This is a genomic window from Natronocella acetinitrilica (assembly GCF_024170285.1).
GTDB classification, from domain to species: domain Bacteria; phylum Pseudomonadota; class Gammaproteobacteria; order Nitrococcales; family Aquisalimonadaceae; genus Natronocella; species Natronocella acetinitrilica.
Genome location: NZ_JALJXV010000003.1, coordinates 348757 through 362483, shown reverse-complemented (window position 1 = coordinate 362483; position 13727 = coordinate 348757). Strand labels below are relative to the sequence as shown.

The window sequence follows — 13727 nt, the reverse complement described above, 5'->3', positions numbered from 1 at the left end:
CCTGTCGATTGCAAGGAGTCTCGCCATGACCGAGCCCCAGCAGTACCTGAACCAGTATGAGTGCCCGGAGTGCCAGAACCTGTGGGACGACGTCTGGGACAGCGCTTGCGACGACGACTGCGGTGAGTGCGGGCTGCGTCATATCAGCCCCTACGAGAGCACGGACCTGCCGTGCGAGGCCAGCCGGTCAGCGACCGGTTGAACTTTAGATACGGGTCAATATAATCGGACCTGTGAGCCCAACATGAGGATGACGCGCATGGTAGCCGTCGCGAAAACCGAACGTAACCTCTCCATCGGCGAGAACGCCGTATTCATGCGCCGCGATGCCGAGCTGACCGGTGTGGTGGTGGGACTGCTGGACGCCGGTGAGAGCGCCGGTGAGTTCTATGCCCGCAGCCGCGAGATGCTCCACGGCCTGGTCGGCGAGATCGCCGGCGGCGTCGAGCGACTCGGCGATGTCGACCTGCGGCTTGTCTCCGACGAGTCCGCAGACGACGCCGAGCCCCGCGTGCTGGTTGTCGCGAGCGCCTCGGTGCGCTGCGAGCCCGTCGTGGTCGACGGCGAGGCGGCCACCGACATCCACGCCTTCGTCTACGAGGTGCCCCACAGCCTGATCTGCACCCACTGGCACTAGCCCGCCCGCCGCCGGGTACCGACAGCCACCCGCGCCAGGACTGCCTGGTGCGGGTTTTTATAGGGGCGAAATTACCAGCTTGACAAGACTAATTAGATGCGCTATAATTAAAGGCGTCAACACAATGGAGATGTCACCCATGAAGAACGTGATCCGGCTCGGCCTGCTTGCCCTGACTCTCGCCCTGCTGGTTGGCTGTGGTGCCGACAAGATCGATGGCACCAACAGTGCGACCCTGAACGAGTCCCTGGACCGCATGGTCTCACAGATGGATCGCGCCGAGGCAACACGCTTTCGCCGCGCCGTCCAGGTGGCGGGGCTAAACGGCGAGAGCCTGTTCCAGGTGGCCTCCTCGGGGCGGGCGATCGACGAAGTTCTCGCCGATAACCTGCACGGCATGACCGCCAAGCAGATTTTCGAGCGCGCCGAGGCGCTCCAGCGCTAGACGCTCAAGCTGTCCCCGACAGCCCCGCTCCGGCGGGGCTTTTTTGTGATGGAGTTCAGATAAACAGCAAAATAATGATTGACCTTCTCCGTCATTTTCCGTAAACTAATGCAATCGTGGTACCGGACGTACCCCGTAGCTGAAGATACTTTCCTCCTTTTGTGTCAGGTGATGATGCTCGGCGGCCCTCTGGGCCGCCTTTTTTTGTGCCTGTGGGGGTCTGGCGAGCGACACGCAACAACGCACGGCGCGCGGAGCCCGCGCCCTGTGGTAGGCTCAGGGGCTGGAGGTGATGAGCATGGCAATACAGGGCATTCCGGGCGATGAAGGTGCACGCCTCGCACTCCTCGAGGAGCTGCGGCTGCTGGAGGGCGGGGCCGATCGGCTCTTCGAGGGCCTGACCGCGCTTGCGCGCAGCGTTGCCGGCTGCGAGCACGCCTTTGTCTCGCTGGTCGGCGCCGATCAGCAGCATCTGGTGGCAAGCCTTGGCATCGCCGGTGGTGCGAGCAGCCGGGCGCAGAGTTTCTGCACCCACGTGATCGATGCCCGCGCACCGCTTGTGATCGAGGACACGCTCGCCGATCCGCGCTTTTGTGATAACCCGGCGGTCACCGGTGCGCCGCACCTGCGCTTCTACGTTGGCCTCCCCCTGGTGCTCGATGTGACTGTCAGCCCGCTGGCAACGCTTTGTGTGAGCGACACCGCACCGCGCCCCGGCGGGCTCTCGGACGAGGCGATGGCGCAGCTCCGGCTGATCGCACGCCTCGCCGAGGAGCGGCTTCGCACGCGGCGTTCGGCGTTGCGCGCTGCCAGGCTCCAGGAGACGCTCACCGGGCGTGACCGGATGCTTGAGGTCATCCAGCGCCTCTCCGGCGCGGGCTTCATGGTGCTCGACGCCGCGCTTGTGATCCGCGAGTGCAATGCGGCCATGGCGACACTGCTTGAGTGCGAGCCGGCTTCGCTCGCAGGTGAGAGCGTGCTCACCATTACCCATGCCCCGCTTCGCGCGCGCGCCGAGGCGACGCTTCAGGGCGTGCTGCGCGGTGGCATCAGGGCCCGCGGCGAGTGGGCGATGCTCGATGCCAGTGGCGCGATCCGCGGTGCCGAGGTGCGGGTCGAGCGCCTGGTGCTCGAGGGCGCGCCCTGCCTCGTCTGTGTCGCCGGCGACAGCACCGCGGCGCGGCGCTCCGCCCTCCTTAACGCGGCGGAAACCCGCACCCTCTCGGCGCTCGGCGCCCAGGCGAGCGCCGCCGAGGTGGCCGCCCCGGTGGTCGATCTCCTGCGCGAGCACCGCCCGGGGGCGGGCGTTGTCTTCAGTGTGCTACGCGAGGGGGCGCTTGAAGTGGTCGCAGCGCGCGGTGTTGATGCGCACGCGCTCACCACGGCGCTTTGTGCAGCCTCGGACACGCCGGCGCGCGAGGTGCTGCTCCACGACGCACCGGTCCTGCTGCTCGGGCTTGATGACCACCCGCGCTGGCCGCAGGCGTTGCACCCGGTCTTCGAGGCCGGCTTCTGTGCGCTCTGGTGCCTGCCCGTGCACGATGAGGATCGCACCATGCGCGGCGTGCTGACACTCGCGCTGCCAGGCGGCGTGCTGCCGGCGACCCGCGAGCTCGGCTTTCTGGAGGCGATGGCCGCGGCCGCCGGTACCGCACTCGCCCGCCTTGAGCTTCTCCAGGCGCTCGATCAGCGCGCCCACCAGGATTCGCTGACCGGCCTTGGCAACCGCCACATGCTCCGCGACGCGCTCCCCCAGGCGCTCTACCGCGGCGCCCGCGAGGCGAGCCCGACGGCGCTCATGCTGCTCGATCTCGACCGCTTCAAGCAGATCAACGACACCCACGGCCATGCCGCAGGCGATGCCCTGCTCGTTGAGGTCGCAAGGCGCCTGCGCGCGGTGGTGCGCGAGCGCGACCACGTGGTGCGCCTCGGCGGGGATGAGTTCGTGCTGGTGCTCCAGGGCTGTGACCGGGCGCTCTGCGAGTGGGTGGCGCGGCGGATCGCCGCACGCTTCGAGGAGGCGGTTGCCGTCGGCGCGCTCTCGCTCAGGAGCCGCCCGAGCATCGGCATTGCGCTCGCCGAGCCAGGCGACGTCGACGCCGAGGCACTCCTTGCCGCGGCCGACCGCGCCATGTACGCGGCCAAGGCCGCCGGGCGTGGCACCCACCGCTTTGCCGGCGATGCCAGCGCCGAGCACCCCGCGAGCGCAGGGCGCGGCGGCCCGGGAGGTTAGGGCGCGGGGGTCGCGGCCTGGTCCCTGCGCGGTGCACGGAAGCAGTCGAGTGGACAGCTGACGAAGCTGACCGCAACCGCCCCCTCGCGCTCGGCGAGCTCGCGGCTCACCTGCGCGCGCAACACGCTGCCCGCAGCCTGCGGGGTGAAGACCTGTGCCTGCGGCCCGCTCCTGCCGCTGGCAAGGCTGTAGGGGTGGTTACTCGCAGTCACACGCCCCGCCTGTCGCGCGGCACTGATCTGCTCCCGGTACTGCATCATCTGCTCGACGTTCATCGCTCCCCCTGCCATCAGGGCGGCCCGCACGCCACGCGCGAGCACAAAACGCCCGACCCCCCAAGTATCCCGCCGCAACGCGGCGCTGTCAACGCGTCCCGGGCGAGGAAGCTGGCCTTGCGGGGCATTTCGACTTATTATAGCGGTTACAAATTAGACAGGAGGTCCGTCATGGCGGAAATCATGCTTGAGCCGACGGCAATCGCCGCCTGGCAGCGCCTGGTGCAGGGTGCGGCGCGGCGCTGCGCGCTGTCGCTCGACGAGACCTGCGAGGCGCATCTGGTCTTCACCCTGGCTCGGGGGCTGCGCGATGCGCCGATGACCGGCCAGGCGATGGCGCTGCCCTATCTCGCCGCGATGCAGGTAACCGGTGGCGAGCGCCGCGTGCAACTTGAGATGGTGGGTGATGGCTGTCTTGTCATCGCAGGGCTCTTCCCGGGGATCGCGCGGCGCCGACGCCTGCGCGCTACCTACTACATCGACCTCGGGCGCTCGGCCTACCAGGAGGCGGCGGTCGGTGCGCGCGAGGGGCAGGCCGCACTGCTGAGCCACCTGGTGGCCGAGTTCCCGCGCATGGTCTCGGTCCTCGGCGCGGTGCGCGAGTGCCTCCCGGGCGGGCTCTGGGAGCGCGCGGCGCGCGCCATCGGCGAGGACGCCGGGAGCCTGCCGCTCGACGCGGGACTCGCCACGGCTCGCGGCCAGCGCCCCCACTAGCCCCGCAGCCGCCTGCCACACGCCCTGCGGTGTGGCATACTGCCGCCTTCGTGATTGGAGGGAGGGCGTGCGGTGCAGCTGTCAGACTATGTCGACATCTCGGCGGGGTACTCGTTTCGCGAGCGCATCATCGATGACCCCGCGGGTGACGCCCTGGTGCTCCAGGCGGGCGATCTCGATGGCACCGGGGGCATCAACTGGGCCGGCGCGCACAAGGTCCGGCTGCCCCGGCGCGGGCGCGCCAACTGGCTGCAAGAGGGCGATGTGCTGATCGCCTCCAAGGGCGCGAGAAACACCCTCGCGGTGGTCGACGCGCCCCCGGGGGATGCGATCTGTGCGAGCAACCTCTTCGTGATCCGCCCCGACCAGACGCGCCTGCTCCCCGCCTACCTCGCCGCCTTCATGCGCGCAGGCCCCGGCCGGGCCTTTCTCGAGCAGGCCGCCGAGGGCTCGAAGGTCGCGCACCTGCGAAAGAGCGCGCTTGCCGCGATGCCGCTCAACCCGCCGCCGATCGAGCGCCAGCGCGAGCTCCTCACCCTCGAGGAGGCCATCGACGCGGAGCTCGCCGTGCTCGATCGGCTGCGCGAGAACCGCGCGCAGACCCTTTCAGCGCTCTTGGGCGAGGGGCTTGAGGCGCAGGAGGTGGCCCATGGATAGCCTGCTCACGTTCAGCCTCTCGCGCTTTCGCGATGTGCCGGCGAAGGATGCCTGCTACTGCGTGCTCGCCCTCTTCACGCTGCGCTGTCTCAGCGATGACGCAGCTGCGGGCTCTGTGATCAGCGTGCCCGAGGACGCCGACTTCCGTACCCTGTATGCCGCGCGCGGCGAGAGCGGACTTGCCGAGCGCATCGACGCGGCACTCGCCGCACTCGGCCACGCCAACCCGCAGGCCGTCGGCGCGCTCTTTACCGCCTTCTCCTTTGCCCGTGACCTCGAGATGCCGGCGACGCGCCGGGACCGCGCGCTGCGCGAGGTGCTCGGCGATCTCGCACCGGGGATCTTCATGGCGCATCCCGAGGAGCAAAGCAGCGCGGCGCGCGAGTCGGTGGTCAATGCGCTGATCGAGCACATCGCCGCCGATGCCGGGCGCGACCCGGATGTGGCAAGCGCCCCGGCAGGCCTGGTGGGGCTGATGGCCGCCCTCGCCAGCCCGCAGGCCGGCGAGCGCATCTACGACCCGGCCTGCCGCTTCGGCGAACTCCTCGCCGCCGCCGGCCTTGCCACCGGGGAGGCGGATGGGTCCGCCGCGACGCACTTCTTCGGCGAGACCGATGATCCGGTGCTTGCCGCGGTGGGCGCAATGCGCCTGCTCATCGCGCGCCGCGCCGAGCAGAACATCCGCTGCAATGCGCCACTGCTCCAGCCCGCCTTCGCCGAGGGCCCGGGCGCGCTCGCGCGCTTCGACGTGGTGCTCTCCACCCTGCCGCCGCGCATCCATCCGGCCACGGTGCCCTCCCAGCGCCACTACGTCCAGGACCCCTACCGGCGCTTTCGCCGCGGCACGCCGGCAAAGCAGCACCCGGAGATGGGCTTTCTCCAGCACATGGTCGAGTGCCTCGCCCCGGGCACGGGACGACTTGTCGGGCTCTTCAGCCGTGGGGTGCTCGTGCGCGGCAGTGATGAGCAGGAGGTGCGCCGGCTGCTGCTCGAGGAGGGGCTGGTGGAGACGGTCATCGCTCTGCCCGAGAAACTCCTCTTCGAGCACCGCGCAGCCCCGGTGCTGTTGGTGCTGCGCGCTGGTCGCACGGACGACGACGTGCTGCTACTCGACGCCAGTGATCAGTACAAGGCGCGGCGCCACCAGAACGTCCTCGAAGACAGCCACATTGCCCGCATCCTCGAGCTGGTTGCCGCGCGGCGCGATGTGCCGGGCGTCGCCCGCCGCGTGGCGCTCGATGCGATCCGCGCCGAGGACTTCAGCCTGCACCTGCCGCGCTACATCCGCCAGGACTCCGGCGCACCGCGCTCCCAGGCCGCGCTGCGCGCCGAGCACGCGGCACTCCTTGGCGAGTTGCGCGAGCGCGCCGCCGAGGTCGACGCGCTACTCGACGAGGGGCCCTAGAAGCGCGCGCCGATCGATCCGACCACCTGACCGCTGCCGCCGCCCTTGCCCCGCGAGAGCGTGCTCGCATGGTAGCCAAGGCGAAGATCAAGCCCGGCGAGGGCGTGGCCCACACCCAGCGCGCCAAAGCCACGGCCGTTGCGCGGGTCCGATGAGTCGAGGCTGGCCGCGCCGAGCTCGGCGAAGACGTAGCTATCAAGACCCAGCGCGTAGTCGCCGTGTAGCAGCAACTCGGTGTAGCGGCCGCGGGAGACCTCGCTCTCGATGCGCGCGCCGGCCCGCCAGCCAATCGCCGCATAGACAAGCCCCGCGTAGGCGGCCGTCTGACTGCCCCGCGCCGGCGCCCCGGGGTAGCGCGACTGAATGAGCCCCAGATCCAGGGCGATCGCCTCGCCAAGCGGTGCGCGATAGCCGCCGTAGAAGGCCATCTCCAGGTACTGGCCGTCGGTGTTGCGCAGGCTCACGTTGCGGTTGCCAAGATACGCCCCGCTGTCATGATCAAGCCGCAGGCCACCGGAGAGCGCCGGGCGCCCGCCGGTCGTGCTCTCCCCCCAGTGCGTGTCGTTGCTGGCAAGGGTGAGCTCGCCACTCCAGCGAAGCCCCGCACCGAGATAGGTGTCGGCGAACGCCGGCTGGCAGCTTGCGAGCGCGAGCGCCGCGGCAAGCGCAATGGCAGGCTTGGTCATCATCAAACGATCCTCATGTCGTCCAGTCGCGCGCAGGGCGCGGTGCGGGAGGTGTCCCGCGAACCCGATTAGTCTATGCGAATTTAATTATTTTGTCATTTATTAAATACCTCCTCGATTGCCCCTACCGGTCTGCGGCAATCGATCAAGGCGGCGCTGGCTGATCGACCGTGTTGCGAGAGATCGCAGGCTCCCTGGTTGGTGATACGGCGTTGCCGGAGCGCTGCCCTGAGGAGACCGACCACGGCGCGCTCTCCCCGGCGGGCTCAAGGCGTAGTGCTATACTTCCCCGTGCCTAGCAATCTGGAGCATTTGCCGTGAATCATGCCATCGACAAGGGGGAAGCCAAGGGAAGTCTGCGTGGGCACCCGTACACGGCCATCCTTGCGTTCGAGTCCCGATCCTACGTTGGTTTTCCGCCCCTCAGTGATTTCACCCTGTCGTCCGCGGCCAGGGGCCAGGCTGATCTCGACCTCGATGCGCTTCGCCAGGCGTTTGATAGTCAGGTGCTCAAAGTGTCGGCCCGCGACATCGAAGCGTTTATCAACGAAACCCAAAAGTTTGCCCGAGCCCTTGATGTGGCCGCAAAGGGTGCTGATTTGCGAAGCCTTGATGTGCTGCTCGCGACAAGCTGGGTCCGTCTCGCCGACATCAAGCACATCCTCCCACCGAGAAAGCTCAGATCTCGCGCCGAAAAGGGGGCGCGCCTGACGACGGAGGAGTCTGAGAAGGTGCTGCGCATTGCGCGCGTGGCCGAAGCTGCGACCGACTTTTTCGGCGACAAGGGCAAGGCGGATAAGTGGATGCGATCGCCAAAGCGATTCCTCGACGGCAAGGCCCCTGCCGACATCATGCACATGGAGTCCGGCGCGTGGTTGATCGAGAACCACCTGCTGCAATCAGAACATGGCTTCGCTGCGTGATCGTGCACCGACTGAGCGCGCCAGCCCACAAAGCGCTGGATGGGGCGGGCGGGCTTGTCGCCGCAGGGCGTTGGCACAGCCTCCGGCGCCCCGTCTTCTACGCGGCGAGTTCCATCGCGCTGTCTGTTCTTGAGCGGCTTGTGCACCTCGAGATCGAGGCTGGCGACCTACCGCCCGATCAGTGGCTGATCAGCCTGGAACTCGATGATGCTTGCATCGAAGCTGCCGCGGGCGTTGCATTCGATGACATTGCGGCAACGCAGGCCCATGGCGATGCGTGGCTCGCGTCGGCGCGAAGCGTCGCTCTCGCCGTTCCCTCCGCAGTGATCCCCGAAGAACACAACCTTGTCGTCAATCCAGCCCACCCGCAGTTCTCAAGGTGCTGCAAGGCCACCGCCGACAAGGCATACCCCCTTGACGAGCGACTGTTCAAGCTCCAGGGCCCGGCGGACAAGCCCTGAAACGTCGGGCGCGCACAATCCCCATCGGCACCGCGCGCTGAGTCATCACCCGGATTTTCAGCGGAAGATTGCGTTTCGCGTCACCCGCAGCCCCTCGCGGGTCTCGCTCGTTGACTCGGCGCGATCGAGCCGGGTGAAAAGCCCATGGGCGTCGCGGCGCTGCCCGAGGTGGTGCAGCGACCAGGCGCGCATGAGATCACGCTCGCGATTTGCCGGCAGCTCGGCAAGCAGGCTATTCGCCCGCTGGTAGTCACGCGCCTCGAAAGCGGCCACCGCGCGCTCGGCGCGCTCGATCTCCCGCAGGGGCGCAAGGTGCGCATCACGCACCCCGTGGCGCGCGGCGACGCGAAGCCCGGCGCTCGCGCCATCGCGCTCGGCTGCGACAAGGGCAAGCCCAAGGCCCGCGTCGGCGCGCTCCTCGCCTTCAGCCCCAGCGCCAAGCGCCCGGGTGAAATAGTCCTCGGCCACCTCAGCCCGCCCGGCGGCCTTCTCGCACCAGCCACCCAGGAGCAGGAGTCCGGGGCGCTCGCCATCGGCAAGTCCTGCACGCACCTCGCGCAGGCAGCTGGCATGCTCCCCCGCCTCGAGCGCCTGGGCGGCGCGCTGCCCATGGCCACCATCGGCACCAAGCAGCGGGGTGAGTGCCGCATCGTGGGCGGCGGAGCGCGGTGCGTACTCGGCGACCACCGCCTCGACACGGCGCTCCTCGCCGAGCGCCCGGTGGGCAAGCGCGAGCCCCTCTGCCGCCTCAACATCAGCCTTGTTTGCGAGCGCGGCGCTGAAAAGGCGCTGGGCGTGGGCGGCGGCACCCTGCTCGAGCTCGTGCCAGGCGAGTGCGAGCGTCACCGCGCGACTTTGTCCAGCAGCCGCGCGGGCGGCCTCGCGCTGCGCGTGGGTGAGCGCGTCACCGGCCTCCGCCGACTGCCCCAGCAGCGCGACCAGCGCATCCTCATGGGCGGCCCTGACAGACTGCCACTGGCCGCGCCACGGCCGCGCGATGGCCTCGCCGCGCGCCGGCTCACCGGTTGCAATGGCAACGCGGGCAAGGCCCTGGATCGCATTGGCGTTGACCCCCCAGGCGCGGGAGCGCTCGAACCACTCGGCCGCGTTTGCGTGCTCGCCGCGGCGGTAATAGTGCCAGGCGAGGATATTGGCCTTGGCCCGTGAGCGCTCCTCCATGATCTCGGCGGCGAAGTCCGCTTCCAGCGCCTCGCCAAGCGGGCGGTCGGCACCGGCAAAGCGCGCGTCAAGACCGCTGCCGGCATCACCTTGCTCTGCGAGCAGCGCCTCGATGGCCTCTACCGTCGGCCGATCGGGCGCGTGTTTCTCAAGATGGGCGCGGGCGAGCGCTCGCATCGCCACCTCCCCCTGCTCGGCGCGGTGCTTCTCAAGCGTTGCCCGTGCGACGTCGGCACCCGGGCAGCGCGCCAGGGTCTCGGCGTGGTTGGCCCGCGCCGCCTCGAAGCGCTCAAGCCGGCTCAGTGACTCTGCGGTGCGCCAGCGAAGATCAAGCCGCTCGCAGCCAAGCACCTCGGGTGTCGCTTTTGCCGCCGCGACCACGGCGTTGTCATCACCGGCCTTCGAGGCGACGAGCAGCGCGGCGGCCGCCGGCTCGACGCGCAGCGCCGTTGCGAGCTCCTCGCCGGGTGTGAAGTGCGGATGCGCGGACCTGAGGCCCGCCAGGGCGCGCTCGGCGGCGTCGAAATCCCCCGCGGCGATCGCCCGCCAGACCGGCGTCGTGTCGGCGTCGGTCTCGGCCTGGCTGAAGAGATCCCGCGGCACCTGCCAGTCGGGGTCAGCGGCCTGCAGCCGCCGGATCTCCACGGCCAGTCGTTCGCGCTCACCGCTTCGGGCGTAGTGGCGCAGTGCCCGCTCGCGCTCAAGCGCGGCGGGGCCGTCCACCCCCTCGATGCTGAGTTCGATCACAAGCTCGCTGGTGCCCGCCGAGGCGAGCCCCGCGGCCAGCAGCAGGGCACAGACACCCCAGGTCTTCACGGACATTGCGTCTGCTCCTCTTCGTGGGCGACGAGCGCAAGCAGCTCGAGCACCGCGGGGTAGTAGTCGGTGGCAGGTCTTGCCGGGCGCGGATCAAGCCCGCGTGTGAGGCGGTCGATGGCGCGGTAGCCCGCATGCTCGCCCGCCATGGTGGTCTGCCCGCTGTCGAGGTCGACATCGAGCGCGTAGCCCTCGGGCGCTGGCAGTGCGCGGCGGTGGGCTTCGAGCGCCGGGTGCGCGCGCTCACAGCCCCAGATGAGGTAGAGCGGGATGCGCACGGCGTCAAATGCCGAGCGCGCATCAAAGACGCCGCTTTGGGCGATGGCGCCATCCGCATCGAGCGCAAACCAGTCCGGCAGACGCTTCGTTCTGGCATCGATGGCGCGTGTGATGAGCGCGTGGGCATCGGCTGCGAGCGCCTCCCAGCCACCCGCGGGGTCGGCGCGCCCGAGTGCCGAGAAAGCGGGGGTAATCCAGTAGGAGGGGTTTAGCGTCAGCACCCCGTCGTGGACGAACCCCTCCGGCCCGGGGACGAGCAGCCGCAGGCCGGCCTGCTCACGCACCAGGTGGGTGGTAATGGCATCGATGAGCGCCTCGGCCTCGCGGGCAAGTGCGGGCTCGCCGAAGCGCTCAGCCGCCCGCAGCAGCGCCCAGGCGATCAGAAGATCGCCGTCTGCCGCCGCGTTCGCATCACTCACCGCCTCGCTCGCCGGGCTCCACGACCAGGCATGCAGGCGGTCGTCCGGGCGTACGGCGAGCGCCTCACGGGTGAAGCGGTGGAGTGCGGCGAACGCCGCCTGGTCATTGAAGTGCACGGCGAGCAGCATGGCGTAGCCCTGCCCCTCGCTGTGGCTGATCATTGCGTTCTCGGTATCGACCACCCGCCCCTGGCTTGTGACAAAGCGCTCCTTGAAGCGCTCCCAGAGCGCTGCATCGCTGCCTGATCCGGCCATGGTGCTGGCAGGCAGGAGTAGTGCGAGGGCGAGTGCCACCCCGGCAAGCACCCCCAGTCGTGCCGGATCCACACGCCGACTAGTCATCGAGATCCTCCAGGCGTCGCCTGCGGTCGCGCACCAGCAGCAGGTGCAGCAGCGCTGCGAGCAGGAGCACGACCAGCGCGCCGAGGCCGAGCATGAGCCCGACGTTGTTCTCGGCAAAGGCACTGATTCGGGCGGCAAGCCCGCGGGCGCCGCTGCCGCTCACCTGCACCCTTGAGGCGGCGATGCTCTGGTGTGCGCCGGCCTGGTCGATGAAGAGCGCGCCGCCTGCAAAGGCCTCCGCTGGCAGCGCGGCAATGCCCCGCGCGCCGCTATCGAGTGCCCCGGTGGTGCCGGCGGTGAGGATGAGCCGCGAGGGCGCCCCCGATGCCCCGCCCGCCACCTCGATCAGCGCCGCGTGCTGCTCGCTGCCTGGGAGTGCCTGTGCCTCGCGCAGAAAGCCCGCATCGGCAAGGCTGCCGCGGGCCCGGCGCCACCAGCCCGGATCCTCGCCTGGTGCCCCTGCGGCGTCTGCGAGCGGATCAATGATGCCAAGGCGCTCACGAAAGCGCTCGCGCTCATCACTCGCCGTGCGCCCGGCCTGTGCGCCCTCGGGCGCCTCGCGCGCGGGCAGCAGCCGTGAGAGCGCACCCCGTGGGGTGTCGGAGTCGGCGAGGAGCGCCTCCGGGAGCTCGTGCACCGTGCCGGCTGCGAGCATGGGCGTCGCGCCGGGCGGCGGCAGGCGGATATGGCCAGCCACCGGCACCAGATGGCCGCGGGCATGGGCGAGCCGCGCGGCGAGATTGAGCACCGCCGCCTGGGCGGCGTTGCCACCACCAATGGCGACAAGATCAAGGCGCCTTGCGCCATCGCCGGGGTAGCCGAGGTGCAGCGCGCTCGCGAGATCCGGATGGCGCGGCAGCGCACTGAAGGCGGGCATGTGCAGGGTCGAGTCGCCGTAGAGCATGAAGCGGGTTTCGACCTCGCTCGGGTCGCTGAGCGGGCAGGCGACTCCTGGCTCCCGCGGCAGTGCGGCGCGCAGCTCGATGGTGTTCTCACCGGCGCGGAAGTGCCGCCAGGGCAGCTCGATGCGGGCGCTCTCGGTGACCCGCCCGGCCGGGTCGTGCAGCCGCTCGCGGCTCACCCACCGGCCGTTGACGAAGAGATCCAGGTCGGCGTCCACATTGGCGGCGACGGCGTAGGCGAGTGTCACCGCCGGGCTCGCCCCGCGGCGCGCCTCCGGGGCGAAGCCCGCCGGCAGCAAAAAGCGCAGGCTGCTCACCTTCTCGCGGGCATAGCCCGGGTGGAAGCTGTGGCCGAGCTGATCGAAGCGGTAGCGCCCGGCGCGCTCGATGCGCGGCGTGCGTGCGCGAAGCGGTGCGCGCTCTGCAAGCGCGCGGATCGCCTCGCGCACCTCCGCCTCGTCACGCCCGCTGACAATGAGGCTCAGTCCGGCGCCGTCGCGCTGCTGCCAGATCCGGGTGTAGGGCCCGCGGATCTCGGCATGCAGGGACTGCTCAAGGTGTGGGCGCAGCGCCTCGCGGGTGCCGATCAGCACCTGGTCGCGACCACCCCCGGCGGGTATCAGTGGGTCGAACCCGGTGTCCTGGCGCTGGCCGAGGGCGAGCACGTCGATCGCCGGTGTTGCGCCCCGGGCAAGGCGAAGGGAGAGCGCCTGCACCAGCTCGCCGGCCTGGGCGAGGAAGGCACTGACCGGCACCGCCTCGGGGCGGATCACGGTGAGGCTGTTGCCGCCAAGGCGCGCTGCAAGGAGAAGCTCAAGCCCGCCCTGGGAGGGGGTTGTACCCTCCAGGTAGACCGGGGTCAGGCGCGCGCCGGCGAGGTCGATGGCGCTCCAGAGCTCGTGGGTGGCCTCGAGCGAGCAGTCAACGCGGTGGTGGTGGATCGCCTCGAGTGTGAGCAGGTTCTCGCCGGCGGTGAACGCCTCCGGGCGCAGGCGAAGGCGCAGCGTGCGCTGCTCGCCAAACGCTGCCAGCGGCACGCGCGAGAGCGCCTCGCCGTTGACCGCCAGGGTGAGCACGGATGCCTCGCCGAGCACGTCGACGGCGCTCTGGAGCGGTAGCGCGAGCGCCACCTCGGCAAGCCGCTCGGGGTCGGGGATCATGAGCGCGAGATCGGCGCGGGCATACTCCCCGGCGAGGCGAAGCGCTGCCGTGCCGGGCTCGGCCAGTAGCATGCCGTCTGCGAGCACGCCGCGGCGCGGCTCCTCGGCATGGGCCAGGGCGGGCGCGAGCAGGAGCGCGGCGGTGGCGAGTAGTGCGCCGAGCAGCGCGCGTGGGGTGGCGATGCGGGCCATGA

The 13727-nt window shown here is 69.8% G+C and carries 14 protein-coding genes; 9 read left to right on the top strand and 5 right to left on the bottom strand.

Going from position 1 to position 13727, the window contains the following annotated elements; translation table 11 throughout:
• The first annotated feature begins 25 nt into the window (after positions 1-25).
• The 4 genes from J2T57_RS07835 to J2T57_RS07820 all read left to right on the top strand — a co-directional run bounded on the left by J2T57_RS07835 (position 26) and on the right by J2T57_RS07820 (position 3315).
• Complete coding sequence (locus J2T57_RS07835) at positions 26-202, top strand: hypothetical protein (RefSeq protein WP_253476515.1); 177 nt, start codon at positions 26-28, stop codon at positions 200-202.
• Between the two features lie 57 nt (positions 203-259).
• A complete protein-coding gene (locus J2T57_RS07830; RefSeq protein WP_253476513.1) occupies positions 260-637 on the top strand; it encodes a hypothetical protein in 378 nt (125 codons plus the stop codon).
• Between the two features lie 139 nt (positions 638-776).
• Positions 777-1082, top strand: a complete 306-nt coding sequence (locus J2T57_RS07825) for a DUF6694 family lipoprotein (RefSeq protein WP_253476511.1) — start codon at positions 777-779, stop codon at positions 1080-1082.
• Positions 1083-1380: 298 nt separating this feature from the next.
• A complete protein-coding gene (locus tag J2T57_RS07820) occupies positions 1381-3315 on the top strand; it encodes a bifunctional diguanylate cyclase/phosphodiesterase (RefSeq protein ID WP_253476509.1) in 1935 nt (644 codons plus the stop codon).
• Here the strand turns inward: J2T57_RS07820 and J2T57_RS07815 are convergent.
• Positions 3312-3668, bottom strand: coding sequence for a hypothetical protein (locus J2T57_RS07815; RefSeq protein WP_253476507.1), 357 nt, complete (start codon positions 3666-3668; stop codon positions 3312-3314). The genes J2T57_RS07820 and J2T57_RS07815 overlap by 4 nt on opposite strands.
• 93 nt (positions 3669-3761) lie before the next feature.
• Here J2T57_RS07815 and J2T57_RS07810 point away from each other — a divergent pair, with 93 nt between their 5' ends.
• The 3 genes from J2T57_RS07810 to J2T57_RS07800 all read left to right on the top strand — a co-directional run bounded on the left by J2T57_RS07810 (position 3762) and on the right by J2T57_RS07800 (position 6366).
• On the top strand, positions 3762-4304 hold the full coding sequence (locus tag J2T57_RS07810) for a hypothetical protein (protein ID WP_253476505.1): 543 nt from the start codon (positions 3762-3764) through the stop codon (positions 4302-4304).
• A 72-nt stretch (positions 4305-4376) separates the two neighbouring features.
• The gene (locus J2T57_RS07805) at positions 4377-4961 is read left to right on the top strand and encodes a restriction endonuclease subunit S domain-containing protein (protein WP_253476503.1); all 585 of its coding nucleotides are present in this window, start codon (positions 4377-4379) and stop codon (positions 4959-4961) included.
• Positions 4933-6366, top strand: a complete 1434-nt coding sequence (locus J2T57_RS07800) for an N-6 DNA methylase (RefSeq protein WP_253476501.1) — start codon at positions 4933-4935, stop codon at positions 6364-6366. The genes J2T57_RS07805 and J2T57_RS07800 overlap by 29 nt, the downstream gene beginning before the upstream one ends.
• Here J2T57_RS07800 and J2T57_RS07795 read toward each other — a convergent pair.
• Positions 6363-7055: a TorF family putative porin gene (locus tag J2T57_RS07795; protein ID WP_253476499.1), complete on the bottom strand. Its 693-nt coding sequence runs from the start codon at positions 7053-7055 to the stop codon at positions 6363-6365. The genes J2T57_RS07800 and J2T57_RS07795 overlap by 4 nt on opposite strands.
• Before the next feature lie 314 nt (positions 7056-7369).
• Between J2T57_RS07795 and J2T57_RS22395 the strand changes: the two genes are divergently transcribed.
• Entirely contained in the window at positions 7370-7975 is a 606-nt protein-coding gene (locus J2T57_RS22395; protein ID WP_253476497.1) for an Xre family toxin-antitoxin system antitoxin, read from the top strand.
• A gap of 2 nt (positions 7976-7977) precedes the next feature.
• Positions 7978-8436 (top strand): RES family NAD+ phosphorylase, encoded by a 459-nt coding sequence (locus tag J2T57_RS07785; protein ID WP_253476495.1) that lies wholly within the window; start codon positions 7978-7980, stop codon positions 8434-8436.
• 57 nt (positions 8437-8493) lie between these two features.
• Here J2T57_RS07785 and J2T57_RS07780 read toward each other — a convergent pair whose 3' ends face one another.
• The 3 genes from J2T57_RS07780 to J2T57_RS07770 are packed head-to-tail and all read right to left on the bottom strand — an operon-like array spanning position 8494 to position 13725.
• Positions 8494-10437 carry a hypothetical protein gene (locus J2T57_RS07780; RefSeq protein ID WP_253476492.1) on the bottom strand — a complete coding sequence of 648 codons (1944 nt, stop codon included), beginning with the start codon at positions 10435-10437 and terminating at the stop codon, positions 8494-8496.
• A complete protein-coding gene (locus J2T57_RS07775) occupies positions 10428-11471 on the bottom strand; it encodes a family 8 glycosyl hydrolase (protein WP_253476490.1) in 1044 nt (347 codons plus the stop codon). The genes J2T57_RS07780 and J2T57_RS07775 overlap by 10 nt, the downstream gene beginning before the upstream one ends.
• A complete protein-coding gene (locus J2T57_RS07770) occupies positions 11464-13725 on the bottom strand; it encodes a cellulose biosynthesis cyclic di-GMP-binding regulatory protein BcsB (protein ID WP_253476488.1) in 2262 nt (753 codons plus the stop codon). Before J2T57_RS07770 ends, J2T57_RS07775 begins: the two co-directional genes overlap by 8 nt.
• Between the last annotated feature and the right edge of the window lie 2 nt (positions 13726-13727).